This window comes from Alcaligenes phenolicus, from assembly GCF_032063905.1.
GTDB classification, from domain to species: domain Bacteria; phylum Pseudomonadota; class Gammaproteobacteria; order Burkholderiales; family Burkholderiaceae_B; genus Alcaligenes; species Alcaligenes phenolicus.
In genome coordinates this window covers 142,710-166,404 of record NZ_DAMBOE010000002.1, presented here as the reverse complement: position 1 = coordinate 166,404, position 23,695 = coordinate 142,710, and the positions used below count along the sequence as shown (strand labels likewise).

General features: G+C 58.7%; 20 protein-coding genes. 9 read left to right on the top strand and 11 right to left on the bottom strand.

Translation table 11 applies throughout. The features are described 5' to 3' along the window. Nucleotides 1-111 precede the first annotated feature (111 nt). From purE to U2949_RS04095, 3 genes are read left to right on the top strand one after another with little or no spacing between them, the layout of a single operon-like run. Nucleotides 112-624 (top strand): 5-(carboxyamino)imidazole ribonucleotide mutase, encoded by a 513-nt coding sequence (purE, locus tag U2949_RS04105; RefSeq protein WP_009455126.1) that lies wholly within the window; start codon nt 112-114, stop codon nt 622-624. A 15-nt stretch (nt 625-639) separates the two neighbouring features. Beyond that, nucleotides 640-1,821 carry a 5-(carboxyamino)imidazole ribonucleotide synthase gene (locus tag U2949_RS04100; protein ID WP_321286771.1) on the top strand — a complete coding sequence of 394 codons (1,182 nt, stop codon included), beginning with the start codon at nt 640-642 and terminating at the stop codon, nt 1,819-1,821. Then, nucleotides 1,814-2,839: an L-threonylcarbamoyladenylate synthase gene (locus U2949_RS04095; protein WP_321286300.1), complete on the top strand. Its 1,026-nt coding sequence runs from the start codon at nt 1,814-1,816 to the stop codon at nt 2,837-2,839. The genes U2949_RS04100 and U2949_RS04095 overlap by 8 nt, the downstream gene beginning before the upstream one ends. Nucleotides 2,840-2,904: 65 nt before the next feature. On the opposite strand, the gene U2949_RS04090 is transcribed toward U2949_RS04095, so the two are convergent. Next, a complete protein-coding gene (locus U2949_RS04090) occupies nt 2,905-3,720 on the bottom strand; it encodes an alpha/beta fold hydrolase (RefSeq protein ID WP_257723800.1) in 816 nt (271 codons plus the stop codon). A 369-nt stretch (nt 3,721-4,089) separates the two neighbouring features. On the opposite strand from U2949_RS04090, the gene U2949_RS04085 reads away from it, so the two are divergent. Continuing rightward, on the top strand, nt 4,090-4,536 hold the full coding sequence (locus tag U2949_RS04085) for a MaoC family dehydratase (RefSeq protein WP_035275531.1): 447 nt from the start codon (nt 4,090-4,092) through the stop codon (nt 4,534-4,536). 263 nt (nt 4,537-4,799) lie between these two features. On the opposite strand, the gene U2949_RS04080 is transcribed toward U2949_RS04085, so the two are convergent. Then, nucleotides 4,800-5,993 (bottom strand): acyl-CoA dehydrogenase, encoded by a 1,194-nt coding sequence (locus U2949_RS04080; protein ID WP_257723799.1) that lies wholly within the window; start codon nt 5,991-5,993, stop codon nt 4,800-4,802. 290 nt (nt 5,994-6,283) lie between these two features. Here U2949_RS04080 and U2949_RS04075 point away from each other — a divergent pair, with 290 nt between their 5' ends. Next, nucleotides 6,284-7,165, top strand: a complete 882-nt coding sequence (locus U2949_RS04075) for a LysR substrate-binding domain-containing protein (protein ID WP_257723798.1) — start codon at nt 6,284-6,286, stop codon at nt 7,163-7,165. Further along, a complete protein-coding gene (ggt, locus tag U2949_RS04070; RefSeq protein ID WP_026485150.1) occupies nt 7,162-8,907 on the top strand; it encodes a gamma-glutamyltransferase in 1,746 nt (581 codons plus the stop codon). The genes U2949_RS04075 and ggt overlap by 4 nt, the downstream gene beginning before the upstream one ends. Before the next feature lie 317 nt (nt 8,908-9,224). Here ggt and purU read toward each other — a convergent pair whose 3' ends face one another. The 5 genes from purU to U2949_RS04045 all read right to left on the bottom strand — a co-directional run bounded on the left by purU (nt 9,225) and on the right by U2949_RS04045 (nt 13,175). After that, complete coding sequence (gene purU / locus U2949_RS04065) at nt 9,225-10,079, bottom strand: formyltetrahydrofolate deformylase (RefSeq protein WP_164837966.1); 855 nt, start codon at nt 10,077-10,079, stop codon at nt 9,225-9,227. A 25-nt stretch (nt 10,080-10,104) separates the two neighbouring features. Continuing rightward, nucleotides 10,105-11,220: an NAD(P)/FAD-dependent oxidoreductase gene (locus tag U2949_RS04060; protein WP_321286297.1), complete on the bottom strand. Its 1,116-nt coding sequence runs from the start codon at nt 11,218-11,220 to the stop codon at nt 10,105-10,107. An 88-nt stretch (nt 11,221-11,308) separates the two neighbouring features. Then, nucleotides 11,309-11,821, bottom strand: a complete 513-nt coding sequence (locus U2949_RS04055; RefSeq protein WP_045930932.1) for a flavin reductase family protein — start codon at nt 11,819-11,821, stop codon at nt 11,309-11,311. Nucleotides 11,822-11,860: 39 nt separating this feature from the next. Next, nucleotides 11,861-12,493 carry a pyridoxamine 5'-phosphate oxidase gene (gene pdxH, locus U2949_RS04050; RefSeq protein WP_035271119.1) on the bottom strand — a complete coding sequence of 211 codons (633 nt, stop codon included), beginning with the start codon at nt 12,491-12,493 and terminating at the stop codon, nt 11,861-11,863. A gap of 10 nt (nt 12,494-12,503) precedes the next feature. Further along, complete coding sequence (locus U2949_RS04045) at nt 12,504-13,175, bottom strand: gamma-glutamylcyclotransferase (protein WP_009455103.1); 672 nt, start codon at nt 13,173-13,175, stop codon at nt 12,504-12,506. Nucleotides 13,176-13,427: 252 nt separating this feature from the next. On the opposite strand from U2949_RS04045, the gene U2949_RS04040 reads away from it, so the two are divergent. Next, nucleotides 13,428-14,228, top strand: coding sequence for a tRNA threonylcarbamoyladenosine dehydratase (locus U2949_RS04040; protein WP_257723794.1), 801 nt, complete (start codon nt 13,428-13,430; stop codon nt 14,226-14,228). Here the strand turns inward: U2949_RS04040 and U2949_RS04035 are convergent. From U2949_RS04035 to uvrA, 3 genes are read right to left on the bottom strand one after another with little or no spacing between them, the layout of a single operon-like run. Further along, a complete protein-coding gene (locus U2949_RS04035) occupies nt 14,205-14,855 on the bottom strand; it encodes an aminotransferase class IV (RefSeq protein WP_026485155.1) in 651 nt (216 codons plus the stop codon). The genes U2949_RS04040 and U2949_RS04035 overlap by 24 nt on opposite strands. A 10-nt stretch (nt 14,856-14,865) precedes the next feature. After that, nucleotides 14,866-15,978, bottom strand: a complete 1,113-nt coding sequence (pabB, locus tag U2949_RS04030; RefSeq protein WP_321286291.1) for an aminodeoxychorismate synthase component I — start codon at nt 15,976-15,978, stop codon at nt 14,866-14,868. Continuing rightward, nucleotides 15,951-21,653: an excinuclease ABC subunit UvrA gene (gene uvrA, locus U2949_RS04025; protein WP_321286289.1), complete on the bottom strand. Its 5,703-nt coding sequence runs from the start codon at nt 21,651-21,653 to the stop codon at nt 15,951-15,953. Before uvrA ends, pabB begins: the two co-directional genes overlap by 28 nt. A gap of 225 nt (nt 21,654-21,878) precedes the next feature. Between uvrA and U2949_RS04020 the strand changes: the two genes are divergently transcribed. Continuing rightward, nucleotides 21,879-22,007, top strand: coding sequence for a hypothetical protein (locus U2949_RS04020; RefSeq protein WP_003803595.1), 129 nt, complete (start codon nt 21,879-21,881; stop codon nt 22,005-22,007). A 251-nt stretch (nt 22,008-22,258) separates the two neighbouring features. Continuing rightward, nucleotides 22,259-23,182 (top strand): glycosyltransferase family 2 protein, encoded by a 924-nt coding sequence (locus U2949_RS04015; RefSeq protein WP_026485158.1) that lies wholly within the window; start codon nt 22,259-22,261, stop codon nt 23,180-23,182. A 6-nt stretch (nt 23,183-23,188) separates the two neighbouring features. On the opposite strand, the gene U2949_RS04010 is transcribed toward U2949_RS04015, so the two are convergent. Next, nucleotides 23,189-23,689 carry a hypothetical protein gene (locus tag U2949_RS04010; RefSeq protein ID WP_257723791.1) on the bottom strand — a complete coding sequence of 167 codons (501 nt, stop codon included), beginning with the start codon at nt 23,687-23,689 and terminating at the stop codon, nt 23,189-23,191. Nucleotides 23,690-23,695: the final 6 nt, after the last annotated feature.

Genomic DNA, 23,695 nt, shown 5'->3' with positions numbered 1-23,695 from the left:
GAGCAAAGTCTGCCTTGCCGCAAAACCCATCATTGGATGGACCCTGCTGTTTTTCTATTTACCAAGGCGCCTGGCAGCATGGCGCCTTCTTCCTTTTAGGGCGTATCTCTAATGAGCGTACAAACTCCTGCGGCCCCCACAGTGGGCATTGTGATGGGCTCCTCCAGCGACTGGGATGTCATGAGCCAGGCTGTGGCCATTCTGGACGAATTTGGCGTGTCCTATGAGTGCCGTGTGGTCTCTGCCCACCGCATGCCGATTGATATGGTGGACTATGGTGCCCAGGCTCCGGCCCGTGGCTTGAAAGCCATTATTGCCGGTGCAGGCGGCGCGGCTCACTTGCCCGGAATGCTGGCTGCCCTGACGCACTTGCCCGTGTTCGGCGTACCTGTGCCTTCGCGCTACCTGCGCGGTGAAGATTCCCTGTTGTCGATTGTGCAAATGCCCAAGGGCGTGCCGGTTGCCACCTTCGCCATTGGCGAGGCCGGTGCCGCCAATGCCGCGCTGCACGTGATTGCCAATCTGGCCGTCAACGATGCTGTGCTGACTGAAAAACTGATTGCGTACCGTGCCCGCCAGACCGAGGCCGCCCGAGCTATGCGTGTTCCTCCTGCTACTGCCTGATTTTATTTTGTGATGATGACCCCCATGACTGATGCTGCCCTTCTGGTCCCTGGCTCCTGGCTGGGCATGATTGGAGGCGGCCAACTGGGCCGCATGTTCTGCCATAGTGCCCAAAGCCTGGGCTACAAGGTGGCCGTGCTGGACCCGGACACCCATAGCCCTGCGGGTGCAGTGGCCGATCTGCATATCTGTGCGGCCTACGATGACGCACAAGCGCTTGCCCGTCTGGGGGGCTTGTGCCAAGCCGTCAGTACCGAGTTCGAGAACGTACCAGCGCAGTCCTTGCTGACCTTGGCCCAGCACACACGAGTCACACCGTCTGGTGATGCCGTAGGCATTGTGCAGGATCGTATTCGTGAAAAAGCCTTTATCGCGCAGGCCGGTGTGCCGGTGGCTCCCTATGCGGCCATCGAAAGTCTGGAGGACTTGCAAGCCGCCGATAGCGCCTTGTTTCCCGGCATTCTGAAGACGGCACGCTTTGGTTACGACGGCAAGGGCCAGGCACGTGTGGCAGACCGTGAACAGGCGCTGGCTGCCTTCAAGGAGTTCGGTTCCCAGGCCTGTGTGCTGGAAGCCCTGCAACCCTTGAAGTCCGAAATTTCGGTTGTCCTGGCCCGTGGCCTGGACGATCAGGTCAAAACCTTCCCATGTGCCCGTAACGAGCACCGTGATGGCATTTTGGCCGTGTCCACCATCAGCGCCCAGTTCCAGGATGATGCCTTGTCCGAACAGGCTCGTCAGGCTGCTGCCGCTATCGCCCGTACGCTGGATTACGTGGGTGTCTTGTGTGTGGAGTTCTTCATTCTGGAAGATGGCCGTTTGTTGGCCAATGAAGTGGCTCCCCGTCCGCACAATAGCGGTCACTACACCATGAACGCCTGCGTCACCAGCCAGTTTGAACAGCAAGCCCGCGTGATGGCGGCCTTGCCTTTGGGTGATACCAGCGCTTTGTGTCCTTCCATGATGCTCAACATCCTGGGCGATATCTGGTTTGATGAACAGGGCCAGATGCGTGAACCTGATTGGGCTGCCTTGCTGGCTGTGCCTGGCGTGTCCTTGCACCTGTACGGCAAGGCCGAGGCCCGTGTTGGCCGCAAGATGGGTCACGTCAATATTGTGGGCGAGTCGGATCAGCAAGTGCGTGAACGTACTGCCCGAGCCGCCGCTGCCTTGCGTATCGCGTTTGATCATGAGTGATTCCACCCGTAGCCCTTCCGAGCAGCAGATAGAGCAAGCCGCCCGTGTGCTGGCACAAGGGGGGCTGGTGGCCTTTCCAACCGAGACGGTCTACGGTCTGGGTGCGGATGCTGAGAACCCGGCGGCGGTGCAACTGATTTACAAGGCCAAAGGCCGCCCTGCGAATCATCCCTTGATTGTGCATGTGGCCCCCGGTGCCGACTTGCGCTACTGGGTGACGGATATTCCGCCTGTGGCGCAGCAATTGATTGATGCCTTCTGGCCCGGTCCTTTGACGCTGATCTTGCCGCGCAATCCAGCTATTCCGGATACGGTCAGTGGCGGACAAAGCAGCATTGGTATTCGTTGTCCTTCCCATCCGGTGGCCCAGGCCTTGCTCAAGCGCATGGCGGAACTCAAGCCCAGCGGACAGGCGGGAGTAGCAGCACCTTCGGCCAACAAGTTTGGTCAGGTATCGCCTACGGCTGCCAGCCATGTACGCGATGAATTCGCGGACATGAGTGCAGAGGAACTGCTGATTGTGGAGGCGGGCCCGTCGGAAGTGGGGATCGAGTCCACCATTGTGGACGTGTCGCGTACCCATCAAGGTGTGGGTGCCGTACTTTTGCGGCCTGGTCATATTAGCGCCGCCATGATTGCCGAGGTCATCGGCTATGAACCCGCCAGTCCGGATCAACAAGCCCCGCAAGTTTCGGGCAGCTTGAAAGCGCACTATGCGCCTCGTACCCCGCTGTCTTTATTTGATGAAAACAGCGCGGCTGCGGTGCAGGCTGCTTTGAGCCAGGGGGGCAAGCAGGCCATTGTCGCTTTTGCCTCCTTGCCGCCATTTTCGGCGGAGGTGCACGACTGGTATGTGTGCAGCCCGGATGCGCAGCCTTATGCCCAGGATTTGTACGCCATGTTGCGTCGTCTGGACCAAGGCCAGTACCAGCATATTTGGGTGCAGCGTTGCCCGGATACGCCAGACTGGCAGGCGGTCAATGACCGCCTGGGCCGAGCAGCAGCAGCCTTTGAATAAGTCTGCTGTTTAGTAGCGCGTATGTGCTTTAAGGACTGAGCTCAGGGACTGAGTGAGTTCGCTACTTAGCGGGCTGTTCGTTTCAGAAAGTCCACAATCGCCTGGTTCACCTGCGCTTCCTTATCCCGGTAAGGCAGGTGACCGCATTGCTCCAGTTCCAGCAGCTCCGTGTGGGGCACCAGCTCCTTGATGCGGCGAATCTGTTCCAGCGTGCCGTATTCATCATCCACGCCCTGAATCGCCAGAATCGGGCAGGTGATATGGCTGACCTCTTGTTCAATATTCCAGTCGCGGAATCGGGGGTCGGTCCAGGTGGCGTTCCAGCCCCAGAAAGCGGATTCCACATCATCGTGATAGCGGCCCAGACGTTCGCGTAAAAAGCCTTGCTCGTAGGCTTCGCGGGCAACCAGAATGCCGCGCAGGGAAATGTCTTCCACGAACAGGTGCGGGGCCATCACGACAATGCCTTGCAGCTTGTCGCTAAAGCCACTGGCCGCCAGCAGGGCAATCGAGCCACCATCGCTGTGGCCGACCAGTACAATCGGGCGCTTTTTGCCGTCTTCGCCCAGTTGCTCCAGCAGTTGAGGCAGCACGTCCAGCGACTGTTCATGCAGATAGTCCGGCTCTTTGGGGCGATTGTCCGGGCGTGGGGTACTGCGGCCATAGCCATAGCGGGAATACATCAGGCCGCTACAGCCGGTTTGTTCGCACAGTTGTGCCGGCCAGTCTTTCCACATGGCAATCGAGCCCAGACCTTCGTGCAGGAACACCAGCAAAGGGGCGGTTTCCCGTTCGGGGGCAATGCGTTGATATTCCAGCTGGATGGCTTGTGAGCCTTGAATCAGGCTCGCAAATTGCAAAGATGAATCGAGTGTTGTCATAGCGGTGTTGAATCAAGAAGCCCTGGGCAGGCTGGGCGTGCGAGTGATTAGGAAACTCTCTTTATGCCATAGATTGGTATAAGACGCACAGGCTGGCTTCTCCTGATACCGGATGTGGACAGTTTGCTGCGGTTTGTGGCGCTGTAGGGGCAGGGGCTGCAAATTCTGGCAGAGATGGTAGAGTGGCGATCTCGATCTTTTTTGCCGCCGGGCCGCCCCAAGGTGAAAGCTCCCCCTTGGAGGGGCAGCAAGCCGAAGGTGTAGCGTGGGGGCTTTTTTTGTCGCCGGGCCGCCCCAAGGCAAAAACTCCCCCTCGGGGGGCAGCAAGCCGAAGGCGCAGCGTGGGGGCTTTTTTCGTTGTACAACAACATGAAATTTGCTGAATTTGAAGTGGGTATGGTCATCAAGCACCCACTTGTCCCTGTGACTCGCGAAGAAATGCTGGAATTTGCCCAGAAATACGATCCGCAGTCCTTTCATATTGACGACAAGCAGGCCGAAGAGGGCCATTGGGGCGGTTTGATCGCCAGCGGTTGGCTCACTTGTGGCAAAGCCATGCGCATGGCCGTGGATTCTGCCTTGCACGATTCCGAATCCTTTGGCTCGCCCGGTCTGGAGCGTCTGCGCTGGGTCCTGCCAGTGCGGGCCGGTGATTCAATCCGTCTGGAGGCCACGGTGGCGTCCAAGCGTGTGTCCAGCAGCCGTTCGGACCTGGGCATCATTCGCTGGAATTGGAATGTGTTCAATCAGCGTGATGAGCTGGTGCTGGAAATGGAATCGACCAGCATGTTTGAGTTGAAGTCCGAACAAGAATAAGAAGACCACCATCGCATAGTTTCGGTTTACCAATTTTCCAGCGGCCACTTTGATCTTTAGACGGCCCTGCGACTGGAAAGAGCCTTCATTCCAGGCCTTGTGCCCGCTGCTTATAAAGAGATTCTGTTTGCCTCGAGTCTCTCGGCAGTAAAAACCGTAAATGCAGACGGGAGAGATGTTTCCCTACGGCATGTAATTCACCAGTTTGTTCAGGTTTGAACAGACAAGGGCAAAGCCTCTGGCTTTGCCCTGTTTGGTTTGCTTTAGAAGAAAGCCTGAATCCCGGTTTGTGCGCGTCCCAGAATCAGGGCGTGTACGTCGTGGGTGCCTTCGTAGGTGTTCACCACTTCCAGATTGACCAGGTGGCGGGCAATACCGAACTCGTCAGAGATACCATTGCCGCCCAGCATGTCACGTGCCAGTCGGGCGATATCCAAGGCCTTGCCGCAGGAGTTGCGCTTCATGATGGAGGTGATTTCGACCGCCGCTGTGCCTTCGTCTTTCATGCGTCCCAGACGCAGGCAGCCTTGCAGCGCCAGCGTAATCTCGGTTTGCATATCGGCGAGCTTTTTCTGGATCAGTTGATTGGCCGCCAAGGGGCGACCAAACTGCTTGCGGTCCAGGGTGTACTGGCGGGCGGTATGCCAGCAGGATTCGGCGGCACCCAAGGCACCCCAGGCAATCCCGAAGCGGGCCGAGTTCAGGCAGGTGAAGGGGCCACGCAAACCCGAGACATGGGGCAGCATCTGGCTGTCTGCAATTTCCACATCGGCCATGACGATTTCGCCGGTCAGGGATGCACGCAAGCCTACTTTGCCGTGAATGGCCGGGGTGGACAGACCCTTCATGCCTTTTTCCAGAATGAAGCCGCGGATCTTGCCGTCGTCTTCACCGCCCACGACTTTAGCCCAGACCACCAGCACGTCGGCGATGGGGGAGTTGGTAATCCAGGTCTTGTTGCCGCTCAGGCGATAGCCGCCGTCTACTTTCACGGCGCGGCTTTCCATGGCACCGGGGTCCGAACCGTGATTGGGTTCAGTCAGGCCAAAGCAGCCAATCCACTGTCCGCTGGCCAGCTTGGGCAGGTATTTCTGTTTCTGCTCTTCGCTGCCAAATTCAAAAATCGGCACCATGACCAGGGAAGACTGCACACTCATCATGGAGCGGTAGCCCGAGTCCACACGCTCCACTTCGCGGGCGATCAAACCATAGCTGACGTAGTTCAGACCGGCACCACCGTAGGCTTCGGGAATGGTGGCTCCCAACAGGCCCAGCGAGCCCATTTCGGCAAAGATGGCGGGGTCGGTCTGCTCGTGGCGGAAGGCCTCCAGCACGCGCGGCAAGAGCTTTTCCTGCGCATAGGCGTAGGCGGCATCGCGCACCATGCGCTCTTCATCGCTCAACTGCTGATTCAACAGCAGGGGGTCGTCCCAATGGAAAGAGGGATTGGCAGACATAGAGGTACTCCGGGAAGATCAAAGAAGGTCAGTCAGGTGGAGCCTGGACGGGCGCCATCAGTCTGGAAAATAGAAAAGAGCTGCTTAAGTATCGCTGACAGTCGCCACTATGAGCAGCACGCGCATCATCAGGTGGCTGTGGATCAGCGAGATCAATATAAAGTCTCAGCATAGTGTGCATAAAGCGCACAAAGCAATTGATAAAATTGCACAATGTCGTGTTCTGGCGTAACGATCCGGCCCTGCACTGAATGGGCAGGGCGGAGGCGGCATGATTAAGAGGGAGACCTATGAGACAAGGCGTACCCAGTTTGGGCGCATTACAGGCCTTTGAGGCCACGGCCCGTTTGGGGACTTTTTCCCGTGCGGCCGAGGAACTGTCCTTGACGCATAGCGCGGTGTACCGGCAGGTCAGCGGCCTGGAACAACGGCTGGGTGTGACCTTGCTGACACGGGTGCGGCGGCGTCTGGTGTTGACTCCGGCAGGGCGCGATTATGCTGCTCGCATCCGTCACCATCTGGAGCAAATCGGCAAGGATACTTTCAGCCTGATTGCACGCGCCGGTGTGGGTCGCAGCATCCATCTGGCCGTGCTGCCCACCTTGTCGACCGTGTGGCTGATGCCGCGTCTGGCCCGTTTCTCCCAGCGTTATCCGGACATCACAGTCAGCCTGTCCGTTCGTACCACTCCGTTTCAGTTTGGCGACCACCCCTTTGATGCTGCCATTTATCATGGACGGCAGTTATGGCCGCAAACCGAGGGCATCAAGCTGTTTGATGAAGGCGAACTGGTGCCGGTCTGCTCGCCCAAGCTGGCCGCCAGTGGCGATTGGAAAAAGCTGGTTCACCTGCATATGTCCACTCGCCCCGATAGTTGGTCGGACTGGTATCGATCTGCCGGTCTGGAGCCTGATTTGCGTGTCAGTTCCGGCCCGCGTTACGAGCTGTTCAGCCTGGTGATGGCGGCATTGCATGCTGACATGGGCGTGGCCTTGATGCCGCGTTTTCTGGTGCAACAGGCGCTGGAGCAGGGCGAGCTGATCATGCCGCTGGACCATGCCATGCCTGTCAGTGAGGCCTATTTTTTTAGTTATCCCACGGCCAATGAGCCCAGCGAAGCGGTGCTTTTGCTGGAACAATGGCTGCTTGAGGACCAAAAGGAGAACACATGAGATTGCACTGGAAACCGGCTCTGTTGTCGGCTGCCTTGACCTTGGCTCTGGCGCTACCTGCGCATGCTCGGGAAGCAGCCAGCCAGCATTTGAACCCGGAAGCCGCCAGCAGTGTCATGCAGCGTGACAAGCTGGTCACACAGAAAAGCATGGTGGTGACGGCACATCCTTTGGCGACACAAGCTGGTTTGCGCATCCTGGATCAGGGAGGCAGTGCGGTGGATGCGGCTATTGCAGCGCAGTTGGTATTGGGCTTGGTCGAGCCACAGTCCTCCGGCATTGGCGGTGGCGGCTTCTTGCTGATGTTCCAGCCCAAGGCCGGCCTGATGAGCTATGACGGACGGGAAACGGTGCCCGCAGCCAGCAGTCTGGATCGCTTCGAGCTGGACGGTAAAACCATGTCCTTCAAGCAGGCGGTCAATAGTGGTCGCTCGGTAGGCGTACCGGGTTTGCTGCGTGCCCTGGAGTTGATGCATAAAGACGGAGGTGTGCTGCCGTGGGCGAATTTGTTTGACCCGGCGATTGAGCTTGCCGAGGTGGGCTTTGAGGTCAGCCCACGCTTGAATACCTTGATTGCCGATAACCCTGAGCTGGCTGACAAGGCGGCTACACGTGCCTATTTTCTGAACGAAAAAGGCGAGCCTTGGCCAGTTGGTCATCGTTTGCAGAACAAGGAATACGCGCAAGTGCTGCGCCTTTTGGCCAGACAGGGCGCACAGGCTTTTTATCAAGGTGAACTTGCCCAGGATATGGTGGCTGCCGTTGCCGCCGACCCCATTGCGGGTGACCTGGCAGTGTCTGACTTGACGCAGTACCGCGCCTTGCGTCGTGAGCCCCTCTGTATGGACTGGCAGCAAGTGGCGCTCTGTGGCATGGCACCGCCCAGTTCCGGGGCTATCAGTGTGATGCAGATGCTGGGTATCTTGCAGCACACGCCCATTGCTGAGGCGAAGCCGCAATCTGTGGAAGCGATTCACTATTTCTCTGAAGCGGGGCGTTTGGCCTTCGCGGATCGGGATGCCTGGGTGGCTGATCCGGCGTTTGTGTTTGTGCCTCAGCAGGCTTTGCTGGCTCCGGAGTATCTGAAATCCCGCGCTGCCTTGATTCAGCCAGACCGATCCATGGGACATGCTCAACCGGGTAAGCCTTTGGCCGACTCACAGGCCGCAAGCGACAACACGCCCGAGCTGCCTTCCACGACGCATTTGTCCGTGGCGGATGCCAAGGGGCAGGTGGTGTCCATGACCACTTCGGTCGAGTCAGCTTTTGGCAGCAAGATCATGGTGCATGGTTTCTTGCTGAACAATCAGCTGACCGACTTTGCCTTGAGCCCCAAAGACGAAATGGGACGTTTGTCCGTGAATCGGGTGGAGCCTGGCAAGCGTCCGCGCAGTTCCATGGCACCGATGATGGTCATGCAGGATGGCCGCCCTGTCATTGCCCTGGGTTCACCCGGTGGCAGTGCCATCATTCCTTACGTAGCTCAAGCCCTGACCGGCATGTTGATGTGGAACCTGGATGCTCAACAGGCAGTCAGCCTGCCCCATTACGGCAGCCGCAATTGGGCGACAGAGCTGGAGGCTGGGACCGCTGTGACGGAACAGGCGCAGGCTTTAAGGGCAATGGGGCACGAGGTGCGTGAGCAGCCTTTTCCTAGCGGTACGCATGTGATTCGCTGGACTCAGGGTGGACTGGAAGCCGGGGTAGACCCTCGGCGTGAAGGTTTGGCGTTAGGGCAATAAGCAGAGCTTGTAGCCGTGTACCCTAGGTAAACATGGGTCTTGCCGACGAGACATGCTGCAAGCGTATGGTGGACTTGGGGAAGCAGTCAGTCTGCGGGAGAGGCTGTTGGCGATTTGAAGCAGATACTCGTCAGAGATTGGCAGAGACAGCAGTCGATCGTTGCCAGAGGCTGGTAGAGCTAATTGCCAAGTAGCTAGCAGGCTCAAATCGTCTGGCTTTTGAAAAATGGGAGACCAATAAAAAGCCCTCAATGCGTGGATCTATATCCACAGCATTGAGGGCTTTTTTAGGCTTAAGGTAGGCCTGATCTCGCTGCTTAGCGGAATACCACCGTGCGCTGATCGTTCAGCAAGATGCGGTGCTCTACGTGGGCACGTACTGCACGGGCCAGAACCAGAGACTCCACATCGCTACCGATCTGGGTCAGTTCGGCTGGGCTGACCGAGTGGGTCACGTGTTCCACGTCCTGCTCGATGATCGGGCCTTCGTCCAGGTCAGCCGTCACGTAGTGGGCGGTAGCACCAATAATCTTCACACCACGAGCATGTGCCTGATGGTAGGGGCGTGCGCCCTTGAAGCTGGGCAGGAAGCTGTGGTGAATATTGATGGCGCGGCCAGACAGGGACTGACACAGATTGGTGGACAGAATCTGCATGTAGCGGGCCAGCACAACCAGATCAATCTTCAGATCACGAGCCAGGTCGATGATTTGCTGCTCTTGCTCGGGGCGAGTTTCCGGTGTCACGGGCAGGTGATGGAAAGGAATGCCATAAGAAGAAGCCAGACCGGCATGATCGGTATGGTTGGAGGCCACGGCAGCAATTTCCACCGGCAGTTGGCCGCTATGGGCGCGGAACAGCAGATCGTTCAGGCAGTGGCCTTGGCGGCTGACCAGGATCAGCAGGCGGGCTTTGCGCTGGGCGTCATAAATATTGGCGTCCATGCTGAATTTTTCAGCAATGGGGGCGAAGCTGGTTTGCAGCGCGTTGACGTCCTGCTTTTCGGGCAGGGAAAACTGGATGCGCAGGAAAAAGCGGTTGGTGGCGGCGTCGCCGAACTGCTGTGCCTCAAGAATGTTGCCGTTCTGCTCAAGCAGCCAGCCCGATACGCTGTGGACAATGCCGGTACGATCCGGGCAGGATAGGGTCAAGATGTAATCGTTCATCGACAGTATTGTAAAGATTTCAGAAAAGTTTTTAAGCTGCCTGGGCCAGGGTTTCTTGGCTGTGTTGTGCAATCGCTAAACACGCGGTCAGGCCGGGCGATTCGATGCCGAACAGATTCAGCAAGCCGGGTATGCCGTGCTCGGCGGGACCCGAAAAGACAAAGTCGGCTGCCGCATGGCCTGCGGGCACAATTTTAGGCCGGATACCGCTATAGGCGGGGTTCAGGCTGTTATCAGGCAAAGCGGGCCAGTACTCGCGCACGGCCGCGTAAAAAGATTGGCCCCGCTGCGGGTCCATATCGTAGTTCTCGTCCTGCACCCATTCCGTGTCCGGGCCAAAGCGGGCCTGACCGGCCAGATCCAGCGTCAGATGCACACCCAGCCCGGCTTTATTGGGCATGGGGTAAATCAGGTGTTTGAAGGGCGAGCGACCCGTCAAAGAGAAATAGCTGCCTTTGCACAGATAGGCATTCGGGATATGGTTGGCATCCAGCCCCTCGATCTGGCGTGCGGCGGCGACCGCGCCCAAACCAGCGGCATTGATCAGGTGGGTAGTCGTCAGGCTGAAAGCTTCTGCTCCACCGACGTGGACCTCAAAACCTTGCCCGGGCAGGACACGCGCACTGACAAAGGGGGTATTGAAGACCAGTTGGGCACCGTGGTTTTCTGCATCGCCTTGCAGGGCCAACATCAAGGCGTGGGTATCCACAATGCCGGTGGAAGGGGAGAGCAGGGCGGCGCTGCAATTCAAGGCCGGCTCCAGAGCCTGGGCTTGGGCGGCATTTAGCCACTGCAAATCGTCCACGCCACAAGCGCGCGCCTGGGCCTGCAGCTTGAGCAGAGCGGCTTCCTGTTCGGGCGTGGTCGCCACAATCAGCTTGCCGCAACGGGCGTGGGCTATATGGTGTTCCTGGCAGTAGTCATACAGCCGGGCCTTGCCTTCTACACACAGGCGGGCCTTCAAGCTGCCCGGTGTGTAGTAAATGCCCGCGTGTATGACCTCTGAATTGCGGGAACTGACGCCATTGCCAATGCTGGCGGTTTGCTCGATCAGCAGAACCTCCATGCCTTGCTGGGCCATTTGTCGGGCGCAGGCCAAGCCTACGACCCCCGCTCCCAGCACTATGCAATCGACATCGTTTGCCATGAATCAGGACCTTATTGGCGCGTTAAAGCAAAAGGCGTAGTGTACTCCCGCCATGCTGTCGGCGTCAGGGCTGCGTTGCAACACCCTGTCACGCCAGGGATGGGGTCAGGTCAAAGTCGCCCGCATGGTAGATCAGGGGCTGATGGGCGCTGCGTTCGCAGTGGGTGACTTCACCGATAAAGATCAGGTGGTCGCCTGCCTCATGCACGGCATAAGGCTTGCACTCGAACCAGGCACTGCAACGCTCGTCGTCCAGCATGGGCAAGCCGTGCGGGGAGCGTTTGGTGGGGTGATCGCGAAAGCGCTCGGCTTGTTCGCCCCAGGCAAAACGCTTCGCCAGCGATAGCTGACTGGCTCCCAACACGTGAATCACATAGCCTTCACCATCCACAAAATGCGGCAGGGACTGGGAGCGCTTGGCCAGCGACCACAGTACCAGAGGCGGGTCCAGGGAAACAGAGTTAAAGGAGCTGACGGTCAGGCCAATGGCCTGATCCGGGTGGTCTTTGTTGGCTCCGGTCACCACCGTCACGCCGGTGGCGAAACGGCCCAGTGCCGAACGAAAGAAGTCGCTATCGAAGGTAGAAGAAAAAACAGTCATTGCATCGAGTCTGCGGGCAGGCGTACCCAAGGGTACGTCTTAAGGAGCCAGTCGGCTCACCTGCCAGTCAGATGTGTCCTTGCGGTCGAACACCAGCCTGTCGTGCAGGCGCGAGGCACGGCCTTGCCAGAATTCGACATGGTCTGGAGTCAGTCGGAAGCCACCCCAGTGTTCAGGGCGGGCGGGATGTTCACCTAAGCTTTCAGTGTACTGCTTGGCACGGGCATCCAGCTCTGTGCGGCTGATGGGCTGGCTTTGCGGCGAGGCCCAGGCCCCAATGCGCGAGCCCAGAGGGCGGCTGTGAAAGTATTCGTCGGATTCGGCCGCGCTGATGCGGCTGATGCGGCCTTCGAAGCGCACCTGGCGCTGCATGGAGGCCCAGAAAAAGGACAGGCTGGCCCAAGGGTTATGGTCCAGGTCCGTACCCTTGCGAGATTGGTAATTCGTAAAGAACACCAGGCCTTGTTCGTCGTAACCCTTGAGCAGAACAATGCGCGCCGATGGGCGACCTTCCGGGTTCACGGTGGCCAGCGTCATCGCCGTGGGTTCGACTTCCTTCAGCTCAATCGCCTGATCCAGCCAGCGTTGAAATTGCTGGCGAGGATCGGCACAGAGTTCGTTTTCGCTCAGGGAAAAGCGTTCGTATTCGTTACGCAAATCGGCAAGGGACATGGGGGCGCTCTTAGGCTTGTTGAGGATTAAGCAGTGCAGTCTGGCTCTGTAGTAATTGAACCACTGATTGCAGGCGTTTATCCAGAATTTTAGAGCGTTGCAGCGCCGAGGCGGTCTCCATGACGTATTCGATGCAAGGGCCGTTGGTTCCCTGGGCCGAGTACACCACTTGTCGCAGCTGTTCATCCGGCATACGGGGGACGTAGGCGTCGGTCTTGCGGTTCATGGTAAAGACCAGGGCACGAATATCGCCCTGGCTGGTGCGGCAGCGCAACCAGCGAGGAATATAGGCACCGCTGGGCATCTCGCGTAGCCATAGGGCGTCGAATACCTTGGGGACGCTTTCGGCGGGGATACGAAAAGCCATGCCCCGGCAAGAACCGCCTACATCCAGCCCGAAAACCAGACCGGGCTGCTCGGGCGTACCGCGGTTGATACGTGACCACAAGCATAGCGCCCGGTGGTAACCGCGCAGCAAGGCTTGGCGCTGCTCGGCAAATTCAAAATCGGGACGCCAGATCAGGGAGCCGTAGCCATAGACCCACAGGTCTTGTTTTTCACACCACTGCACCTCTTCCAGGGATTGACGCAAAGAGGCGTTGCGCTCTTCGTCAGTCAGGACACGAAAGCTGCACGGTGTGGGTACGGCGGAAGGCGAGGCGGAAATAGAATCGATGTTCACGGCAAAAAGGGGTGGTAAGCCAAAATCACAGATGCTTGAAACCTATGACAATTGTAGAGCAAGCACAGTCCACTGTAGCGGGCTTTGATGCTGATAACTAAGGAAAAATACTAATTTGCTTATATGAGTGTTGCTATTTGGCAGGGCCCAGTCAAGCCACCAGGGCATAAGGCCCGTTTCACAGGCTGGTCAGGGGCAATTAGACGTAGAATTAACGGGTTTGGCCGCATGGGCCGGTGATGGACAGATTGCATGACAGAGCAGCACAACATGGATGCCGAACGCCGTTTCGGCGGTTTGGATCGTTTGTATGGAGCCGGAGCGCGCGAGCGTCTGGCGGCCGCCCATGTGATGGTGGCGGGTATCGGGGGCGTGGGAACCTGGGCGGTGGAAGCGCTGGCCCGTTCGGCCGTAGGCCGCATTACCCTGATTGATCTGGATAATATTGCCGAATCGAATATCAACCGCCAGTTGCCTGCTCTGGACAGCACCTTGGGCATGGCCAAGATTGAAGCCATGGCCCAGCGCATTGCGCAGATCAATCCCCAGTGCCAGCTGCAGCTGATTGAAGATTTTGTCACCGAGGACAATGCAGCCAGCCTGATGGAGCAGCATCCCGACGTGTTTCTGGATTGCACTGACCAGGCCAGCGCCAAGATTGCTCTGATCTTGCAGGCCAGGCGCTGCAAGGTGCCCCTGCTGAGCTGTGGCGGGGCAGGAGGCAAAACTGACCCGCTGACGTTACGCCGGGGAGACTTGTCGGTAGCACGCCATGATGCCTTGCTGGGCAAGCTGCGCCAGATCCTGCGCAAGCAGCATGGCTTTGCGCGTGGCAGCGATGCTCAGGGCCGCGCCTTGAAGCGTGTGCCTCGCATGGGAGTGGATTGCCTGTGGTTCGAGCAGGAAACGCGTCTGCCACAAAACTGGACCCAGGCCGAAGACGGTGCGCTGCAAGGCTTGGCCTGCGCGGGTTATGGCTCCGGGGTCACTGTGACGGCCAGCATGGGCATGCAGGCCGCTGACTACGCCTTAAACCGGATTCTGAACCAGTAAGGCGTTCTGCCAGCCGCGCAGGGCGTTTGAAACACGAATTGCCCGTGCATGCAGCAAGTCATCCAGAAAAAGCTCCGTTTCACGGGCCAGACCGCTATTCAGAAGCGCCTGTCGTTGCACGCCAGGCAGGAGCCAGCCTTCTGCGGGTGGCGTCCACCAATGACCCTGCTCATCCTGGATATAGATATTGCTGCGGCTGCCTTCACAAACCCGGTTCTGTGTATCCAGAAAGATCACATCAAAGATTTGGGGATACTTTTCCAGCAGGGCGCTGGCCTCTTGATACCAGGGGCGATGCGTCGTCTTGTGCGAAAGCAGCGGATCCTGGGCTGGCAGAGGGGTCTTGGACAGGCACAGTTGCAATGGCCCTTCCAGAGCGGGCAAGGCCTGTGCCTCGGCCTTCGCACTGGCTTTTGCGTTCCATAGAATGCGTAGCCGCAAGGGAGTATTGACGGGAGCCTGGCCCAGCGCCGTATGCATGGCTTGCAGCCAGGTCTGGGCGTCCCAGTCGTAGCCCAGTTCCGCACAACTGCGTGCCACGCGCTCCAGATGCAGTTCCAGCAGGGGGATCTGGCCGTCCGCGTCTACCCGCAAGGTTTCTATCAATTCAGGTTTGCTTTGGCTCATGATGCTGCCTTTAAGTCAGTGTTACAGGGGCCTGCAAGACACGTGCTTTCCACAAGCACTCCAGCCATTCCTGGTCCGGGTCCGAATCCAGCACAATGCCACCGCCCACGCCAAATGTTCCTTGACCGTGATTGCCCAGTTCCAGACTGCGGATGCTGACATTCAGGGACAAGTCGCCCTGGGGGCTGAGATACCCTACCGAGCCGCAGTAAATACCGCGTCGCTGCGTTTCCAGCTGGCGTATGCATTGCATGGCAGCCAGCTTGGGGGCGCCGGTAATCGAACCACAGGGAAACAGGGCACGTAGCAGGGTCTCCAGGCTGCAGTCCGGGTCTACCTCTGCCTGAATACTGGATGTCATGGTCCAGACCGAGGCATATTGCTCTACATCGAACAGGCTGGTGGTGTGCACCGTTCCCGTGCGGGCCACCTGGCCCAGATCATTGCGTAGCAAATCCACAATCATCAGGTTTTCGGCCCGGTCTTTCAGGCTGCTTTGCAGATCCTGGGCGTTTTTCTGATCTTGAACAGGGTCGGTGTCGCGCGGGCGCGTGCCTTTCATGGGGCGGGTCCGCACAGTGTTGCCACGCTTTTCCAGAAAGAGTTCGGGTGACAGCGACAGGATATGGCGATCACCCAGATCAAGATAAGCACCGTAGGCCACAGGGTGGCGGCTGGCCAGTGCGGTATAGAGATCACGCGGCGTCATGCCCGACTGAATACTGAGGGGCATGGTGTAGTTGATCTGGTAGAAATCTCCGGCCTGCAAACCTTGCTGAACCTGGGTCAGTGCATCCCGATAGTCTTGCTGGCTGATTTGCAGTTTGACCTTCAGCTCGGGTGTGACCTGACTATCCCATAAAGCCACTTCCTGAGCCTGTTCAAATACCAGTGCGTTCAGGGGCGCATGTGGCGCAGCGTCGCGAGCGGGCAGTCGGGGTTCGAACAGCTCGGCCAGTTCGTAGTCCAGCGCCAGGGCCACCCAATGGCCGGCCTGACGAGCCTGTTCGATTTTTTCAAAAGCAGTACTTAAGTCTTCCGGGCTACGAGCCTGGATATGGCCCAGGTAGCCCTGCATTTCCAGCGCATAGCCTTTTAGTCTGTCTTCAAATCGGCCATACATGCGCCGTGTTCCTTTAAAAATTCCGCCAGGGCCATGCCAGTATGCGAGGCATGGTTGGTTTGTACTTGATCCGGCGTGCCTTGCACCACCAGTCTGCCGCCGCCCGAGCCGCCTTCGGGGCCCAGATCGACAATCCAGTCTGCTTCGGCAATCAAATCCAGATTATGTTCAATCACCAGCACGGTATGACCGGCATCGACCAGTCGGTGCAGCACCACAATCAGTTTTTCCACATCCGCCATGGACAGGCCAACGCTGGGTTCGTCCAGCACGTACAGGGTGTGCGGAGCCTTGTAGGCGCGACCGGTACGGGTCAGGCCTTCGTCCAGACGGGCTTTGACCAGTTCGCTGACCAGCTTGACGCGCTGCGCCTCGCCACCGGACAGGGTGGGGGAGGGTTGGCCCAGGGTCAGATAGCCCAGGCCCACGCTTTGCATCAGCTGCAGGGGGCGCAATATTTTAGGATGAGCAGCAAAGTATTCAACCGCCTCATCCACATCCATTTGCAGAAGCTGACCGGCGGAGACGTCGCGCCAGGTCACCGCCAGGGTTTCCGGATTGAAGCGCTGGCCGTGGCAGGCGTCACAAGGCACCTTCACGTCCGGCAGGAAGCTCATTTCCAGGGTGCGCATGCCTTGGCCTTCGCACAAGGGGCAGCGACCATCGCCGGTATTGAAGGAGAAACGTGAGGCGCTCCAGCCGCGCAGGCGGGCATCGTTGGTGTTGGCAAACAGTTTGCGCACCTCGTCCCAGAAGCCGATATAGGTGGCCGGGCAGGAGCGGGGTGTCTTGCCAATTGGGGTCTGGTCCACTTCCAGCACGCGGTCCAGGCTTTCCCAGCCGCTGATGCTGGAACAACCCTGCCACACCGGTTTTTCTTTGCTGCCGACAACGCGCTGCAAATTATCCAGTAGTACATCGCGGGCAAAGGTGGATTTGCCGGAGCCCGATACACCCGTCACCAGACTGAGCTTGCCCAGCGGAATACTGGCCTGAACCTTGTTCAGGTTGTGCAGACTGGCATGGTGCACCGTCAGCATGGGCGCATCGGCCTGGACGGGGCGGCGCGCCTGCATGGGATGTTTGAGCGGCTCGCGCAGATAGCGGCCGGTCAGCGAATTGGGGTTGGCCTCGATTTCTTCCAGTGTGCCCTGGGCGATGACTTCACCGCCACGTTTGCCCGCACCGGGGCCCATATCAATAATGTGCTGGGCACGGCGTATGGTGTCTTCATCGTGCTCGACAACCACCAGCGTATTGCCGTTGCCTTCCAGACGCGCCATGGCGTTCAGCAGAATCTGGTTGTCGCGCGGGTGCAGACCGATGGTGGGTTCATCCAGCACATAGCACACGCCCTGCAGGTTCGAGCCCAACTGGGCCGCCAGACGGATACGCTGGGCTTCCCCACCCGACAAGGTGGGGGCGGCACGATCCAGTGCCAGATAACCCAGGCCCACTTCGTGCATGAAGTCCAGACGGCTGCGTATCTCGTTCAGAATGTCGCGCGCAATATCGGCTTCGCGGCCACTCATGTTCAGGCTGCCAAAAAAGGTCTGTGCTTCGTCCACGGGCAAACCGGCCAGCTTGGCAATGGATTGGTCGCGCCATTCAAATGCCAGAGAGACCGGGTTCAAGCGCTGGCCGTGGCAGCTTGGGCATTCCACGGCTTCGCCGTCGTAGCCGTTGTTCCAGCTGTTTTCTTCGCCCGTTTGTTCCTGGTCGAAGCCGGTCAGCTTCAAGCCCGTACCAAAGCAGTCCTTGCACCAGCCGTGCTTGGAGTTGTAGGAGAACATGCGCGGGTCCGGCTCGGGGAAGCTGGTGCCGCAGCACGGGCAAGCCCGCTTGACGGAGAAGTGTTGCTGGCTGGCCGTGGATAGCGGTTGACCTTGCCGGCGTTGTTCCAGCGACAGGGAACCCGATGGCGTCAGGGGAGCCAGCACACTGAAGGAGCCGTGACCCAGTTCCAGCGCTTCGCGTATGGCTTGGCGCAGTTGCAGTTCGTGGCGTGGATCAATAATCAGGTCGGCCACCGGCAGTTCCAGCGTGTGTTCGCTATAACGGTCCAGGCGGGGCCAAGGATTGACGGGAATGAATTCGCCATCCACACGCAAATGGGTGTAGCCCTTGCCCTGCGCCCATTTGGCCAGGTCGGTGTAGTAGCCCTTGCGGGCCGTGACCAGGGGAGCCAGCAAACCAATATGCTCACCCTTGTGATCACGCAGCAATTGCGCGGCGATTTGCTCGGCCGTTTGCGGGGCCACAGGCACATGGCAGTCCGGGCAGTATTGGGTGGCCAGTTTCACATACAGCAAGCGCAGGAAGTGGTGGATCTCCGTCATGGTAGCCACGGTGGACTTGCGACCCCCACGACTGGTGCGCTGCTCAATGGCAACGGTAGGTGGAATACCGTAGATTGCGTCCACATCGGGCTGACCGGCAGGCTGCACAATCGCGCGGGCGTAAGCGTTCAGGGATTCCAGGTAGCGGCGTTGGCCTTCGTTAAACAGAATATCGAAGGCCAGGGTGGATTTGCCGGAACCAGATACACCCGTCACGACGGTGAAGGTGTTGTGCGGGATGTGCACCGATATGTTTTTCAGATTGTGCTCGCGCGCATTCAGGATGGCGATCTGGCCATCGTTGCTGCCGCCCGAGCTGGCCTTGTAATCCACCTCGGGTTCCTGGAACAGGGCCGAGCCTTTACCCAGAATGGCTTGTTCGTATTCTTTCAGGGCATGGCCGGTGTGCGATTGCTCCAGCGCCATGATGTCGCCCGGCGTACCCGTGCCCAGCAATTGGCCGCCATGTTCGCCGCCTTCGGGGCCCAGATCAATAATCCAGTCTGCCGCGCGGATCAGGTCCAGATTGTGCTCAATAATCAGCAGGCTGTGACCGGCGGCCAGCAGCTTGCGGAAGGCGCGCATCAGGCGGGCAATATCGTCAAAGTGCAAGCCGGTGGTGGGCTCATCGAACAGGAACAGATTGCCTTTCTTGGCGACCTTCACCTGGCTTAGACGGGTGCGCGAAGCCTGGGCCAGATAAGCCGCCAGTTTCAAGCGTTGTGCCTCACCGCCCGAGAGTGTGGGCACAGGCTGGCCCAGTTTCAGGTAATCCAGACCTACATCGGCCAATGGCGCCAGGCCGGTTTGCACATCGCGCAGGCCTTCAAAGAACTCCATGGCTTGATGCACGGTCATGTCCAGCACCTCGTCAATCGAGGCACTGCGACCAAAGTGTTCGATACGCACTTCCAGCACTTCGGGGCGGAAGCGCTTGCCATCGCAGTCCGGGCAGCGCAGGTACACGTCCGACAGGAACTGCATTTCGATATGTTCAAAGCCCGTGCCGCCGCACGTTGGACAGCGGCCATCGCCACTATTGAAGCTGAAGGTGCCGGGCGTGTAGCTGCGTTCCTTGGACAGCGGAGCCTGGGCGAAGAGCTTGCGGATAGGGTCAAAGGCACCGACATAGCTGGCCGGGTTGGAGCGGGCCGTCTTGCCGATAGGCGTCTGGTCCACCATCACCACTTCGGCAATCTGCTCGGCACCCAGCAGGGCACCGTAAGGGCCAGGGGCTTCCGTTGGTTTGCCTTGTTGTTTCAGGATGGCCGGGTAGAGCACGTCCTGAATCAGCGTGGATTTGCCCGAGCCGGAAACGCCGGTCACGCAGACCAGACGGCCCAGCGGAATGGAGACGGAGATATGGCGCAGATTGTGTGCGCTCACGTCTTCCAGCAGCAGGCGAGGGGTGTTGTCGGCCACAGGCATGGGGCGGGGCGATTCAATGCTCAGCTCGCCACTCAGGTAGCGGCCTGTCAGCGTTTCTGCACCGCGCAAGGCTTGGGGCGAACCATCAAACAGAATCTGACCGCCACGCTCGCCAGGGCCGGGGCCCATGTCCAGAATACGGTCGGCGGCCACCATCACTTGCGGGTCGTGTTCGACCACCACCAGGGTGTTGCCATTGCCGCGTAGACGATGCATTACTTCAATAATGCGGTGCATGTCGCGTGGGTGCAGGCCAATTGAGGGCTCGTCCAGCACGAACAAGGTGTTTACCAGCGAGGTGCCCAGTGCCGTGGTCAGGTTGATGCGTTGCACCTCACCGCCAGACAGGGTGCGGCTTTGGCGGTCCAGGGACAAATAAGACAGGCCCACATCGCACAGATAATCCAGGCGGGACAAAGTTTCTTTCAAGAGCAGATCAATGGCCGCATCGCGTGCATCGCCAAAGTGCAGGCCTTGGAAAAAGCTGCGTACGTGCTCGATAGGCAAACGCATCAGGTCCGGGACGCTCAGGCCGGGCATGGCATCCAGTTGCTCGCGCAGCCAGTTGGAGTGCACGGGCATGAAACGTGGGTAGCGGGAGTCGGCGGGGGCCGCCTGATCGCCCACACGCCACAAGCTGGCTTCGGGTTTCAGACGCGAGCCGGCGCAGGCCGGGCAGGTGTTGTAGCTGCGGTATTTGGACAGCAGCACGCGCACGTGCATCTTGTAGGCGCGCGACTCCAGCCAGTCGAAAAAGCGCTGTGCACCGTACCACTGGGTTTTCCAGGCCTGATTGCCGCCTTTCCAGTCCGGGGTGCCGTTAATCACCCAGTCGCGCTCTTCCTGGCTCAAGTCTTTCCAGGGCACGCTCAGGCGTACACCGGCTGCCGGGGCGTAGCGCTCCATCTCGACCTGACATTCTTTGTAGCTAGCCGTTTGCCAGGGACGAATCGCACCCTCCAGCAGGCTTTTGCCGGGATCGGGAACGACCAGGCCGTAATCAATGCCCATCACCCGGCCAAAGCCACGGCAGGATTCACACGCGCCCAAGGGCGAGTTGAAGGAGAAGGTGCTGGCAACGGGCGTGCTGTATTCAATATCGCACTGGGCACAGTGCAGACCCTGGCTGAAACGCCAGGCGGTTTCCGGGCCATCGGCACTAGCCGAGGCATACACCGTCAACTTGCCCTGGCCGTGGCGCAAGGCCGCTTCGATCGCTTCCATGAAACGTTCCGGCTCTACCGTGCTGGCACGGAAGCGGTCCTGAATCACATAGAGAAGCTTTTGCTCCGTGGGGGCGGCTTTGCTGCTTTTGCCCTTTTTCGTGCTGCTGCTGACCGTGACGGTCTGTGTTTCTTCGTGGTGCAGGCGGGTGTAGCCCTGCTGATGCAGCAAGGTCTCAATTTCTTGCTGCGTGAAGTTGGCCGGAACCTTGACGGCAAAGGTCAGGACTAGACGCGGATCGTCGTGGTCCACCGCCAACTGGCGAATCTGTTTGGCGATGCTGTCGGCATTGTCGCGGCGCACAGGCTGGGCGCACTGGCGGCAATACAACTCGCCCAAGCGGGCGTACAGCAGCTTGATGTAATCGTTCAGCTCCGTCATGGTGCCCACGGTGCTGCGTGAGTTGCGCACCGGGTTCACCTGGTCAATGGCAATGGCGGGCAGAATGCCTTCAATGCGATCGACCTGGGGCTTGTCCATGCGGTCCAGGAACTGGCGCGCATAAGGGGAGAAGGTTTCTACATAGCGTCGTTGGCCTTCTGCATACAGAGTGTCGAAGGCCAGCGAACTTTTGCCTGAGCCGGAAACGCCTGTAATAACCAGTAACTCGCCCGTTTTGATACGTACATTCAGGTTTTTCAGAGTGTTCTGGCGGGCGCCAAAAATGCGAATTTCTGAGCTCATGGCAAGGTCGGCTTTCTGGAGAGGGCAGAGTAGGGAAGCGGCAGCGAAAAGGCCTGTCAAACAGGCCCCATGCGCCAGTGAGAGCGGTACACGCCAGCAAGGTGTTGCCAGGGATGCACACTCTAGCCTTTGTATCTTAACGCGGATTACGGTAGAATTTCTGGTTAGCTATTGCGCTTTTGTCGGGATCATCCGGCAGGGCTTACATTAAGATCGGAGATCACCATGGCGGAAATCAAACGCACTCGCCGCAACACGCTGGAGCGTCGTTGCCTGGGTAAAGCATTCAAACGTCTGTTTGTGCGCGCACCCAAGGGCGTTTTCAAAATGCTGGAAAAGGTCAAGCGCGTCTAAGTGCCTGGCTTGAGCGGTGTACAAGCAGAAACCTGATTTTTCAGCTTGAAATCACACCCAGCAGCAAAAAAACCACAGGCTTGCCTGTGGTTTTTTTGTGCGCGTTTGATTTTGCTTCGGGTTTGTCTGGAGCCCTGCAGATAGTGCGCTGCATAGCGCCGTGCTTGCTTTATGATGATGTCATTCTGATGCAGATCTAAGTAGCTGCCCGCAACAATAATCAAAACAGTGGTTTATGGGGACACCCGCGTATGGAATGGCGCCATTTGTTCACCGTCCTGACACCTAGCTATAACCGTGCTCATACCTTGGAGCGCGTGTATCGTTCCTTGTGCGAGCAAACCTGTCAGGACTTTGAATGGGTTGTCATTGACGATGGTTCCACAGACGGGACACGGGAACTGGTGCAAGGCTGGCAACAGCAAGCCTCCTTTCCGATTCATTATGCCTGGCAGGAAAATCGTCACAAGAAGGCGGCGTTCAATCACGGCGTGGCCTTGGCCCAAGGCGAACTGGTCGTCGCTTTGGACAGTGATGACACCCTGCTGGTGAATGCGCTCTACGATATGGCGCAGATCTGGGCCGACATCCCCGTATCAGAACGAGCGGGCTATGCGGGCATTACAGGCCTGTGTGTGCGACCGGATGGCAAGGTCGTCGGTGATATGTTCCCCCAGGATATTTTTGATGCCAGCTCTTTGGACATGAGTTTTCGCTACCACGTGCGGGGCGAGAAGTTCGGCTGTTTGAGTACCGTTGTGTTGCGCAAGTTTCCCTTTCCCGATCAGATCGACGGCTTTGTGCCTGAAAGCCTGGTGTGGCGGGCGATTGCCCGTGCGGGTTACAAGAACCGCTTTGTGAATACCGTGTTCCGTGTCTACCACGACAGCCCGGACTCTTTGTCGGTGCAAGGCAAAACCAGTCAGCAGCATGCACTGGGTTTGTGGCTGCTGGCGCAGGATACGGTGGTGAAGTGCCTGCCCTGGTTTCGCTACGAACCCAAGGCGTTCTTGATGGCTGCCGCGCGTTACACCCGCTTTAGGCTGCACCTGCGGGCCAGTGGGCGCAAGCCACCAGCAGGCTATGGCTTGAAAGGCCTGGCCTCTTATCTGCTGGTGGGTTTGATGTGGCCGGTGGGTGTCGCTTTATATCTGCGGGACAAGCGACGGACCTGAACGCGATTAGTGCAGGGTGTGGCCGTGCACGCCTGGTTCCGGGCTGTCATCATCATCGTCCTCGTCGTCTTCATCCGTATCGTCTTCGGCGGCGAAGGCATCTTCGCTCAGCGCGAAAGGCAGCAACTCTTCCAGGGTTTCGGTCCAGGCGACTTCCTCGCCTTCTTCGTCCACTTTGATAAAGCGTACGGGCTCGGCATCGCTTAACTGGATGGCCCACAGGTAACGGCAGGCGTAGATCGCAGTGTCCTTGGGGTCCAGACCACCGCGGTTGCCCACGATGCGGGCCTGCTCGCCGCCTACCTGCACAATCGTGAATTCGCTCTCGTCTTCATTCTTGTCCAGGGGCATGGCAAAGATGACCCATTCAAAGCCGGTTTCTTCCGCTCCCACGATCTCGGCCAGGACGGCACGACCCAGGTAGGCACTCAGCGCATCGGCGGTGCGGCCCAGGGTTTCGATCTCTTCGGTGGTAAATACAAGTTCAGGGGCGTCAGGTGTGGGCATGGCGTT

Bases quoted from the DNA above. Each gene is read 5' to 3' on its own strand.
- purE (WP_009455126.1), top strand. From the start codon at position 112: ATGAGCGTACAAACTCCTGCGGCCCCCACAGTGGGCATTGTGATGGGC.
- U2949_RS04100 (WP_321286771.1), top strand. From the start codon at position 640: ATGACCCCCATGACTGATGCTGCCCTTCTGGTCCCTGGCTCCTGGCTG.
- U2949_RS04095 (WP_321286300.1), top strand. From the start codon at position 1,814: ATGAGTGATTCCACCCGTAGCCCTTCCGAGCAGCAGATAGAGCAAGCC.
- U2949_RS04090 (WP_257723800.1), bottom strand. From the start codon at position 3,720: ATGACAACACTCGATTCATCTTTGCAATTTGCGAGCCTGATTCAAGGC.
- U2949_RS04085 (WP_035275531.1), top strand. From the start codon at position 4,090: ATGAAATTTGCTGAATTTGAAGTGGGTATGGTCATCAAGCACCCACTT.
- U2949_RS04080 (WP_257723799.1), bottom strand. From the start codon at position 5,993: ATGTCTGCCAATCCCTCTTTCCATTGGGACGACCCCCTGCTGTTGAAT.
- U2949_RS04075 (WP_257723798.1), top strand. From the start codon at position 6,284: ATGAGACAAGGCGTACCCAGTTTGGGCGCATTACAGGCCTTTGAGGCC.
- ggt (WP_026485150.1), top strand. From the start codon at position 7,162: ATGAGATTGCACTGGAAACCGGCTCTGTTGTCGGCTGCCTTGACCTTG.
- U2949_RS04060 (WP_321286297.1), bottom strand. From the start codon at position 11,220: ATGGCAAACGATGTCGATTGCATAGTGCTGGGAGCGGGGGTCGTAGGC.
- U2949_RS04055 (WP_045930932.1), bottom strand. From the start codon at position 11,821: ATGACTGTTTTTTCTTCTACCTTCGATAGCGACTTCTTTCGTTCGGCA.
- pdxH (WP_035271119.1), bottom strand. From the start codon at position 12,493: ATGTCCCTTGCCGATTTGCGTAACGAATACGAACGCTTTTCCCTGAGC.
- U2949_RS04040 (WP_257723794.1), top strand. From the start codon at position 13,428: ATGACAGAGCAGCACAACATGGATGCCGAACGCCGTTTCGGCGGTTTG.
- U2949_RS04035 (WP_026485155.1), bottom strand. From the start codon at position 14,855: ATGAGCCAAAGCAAACCTGAATTGATAGAAACCTTGCGGGTAGACGCG.
- pabB (WP_321286291.1), bottom strand. From the start codon at position 15,978: ATGTATGGCCGATTTGAAGACAGACTAAAAGGCTATGCGCTGGAAATG.
- uvrA (WP_321286289.1), bottom strand. From the start codon at position 21,653: ATGAGCTCAGAAATTCGCATTTTTGGCGCCCGCCAGAACACTCTGAAA.
- U2949_RS04020 (WP_003803595.1), top strand. From the start codon at position 21,879: ATGGCGGAAATCAAACGCACTCGCCGCAACACGCTGGAGCGTCGTTGC.
- U2949_RS04015 (WP_026485158.1), top strand. From the start codon at position 22,259: ATGGAATGGCGCCATTTGTTCACCGTCCTGACACCTAGCTATAACCGT.
- U2949_RS04010 (WP_257723791.1), bottom strand. From the start codon at position 23,689: ATGCCCACACCTGACGCCCCTGAACTTGTATTTACCACCGAAGAGATC.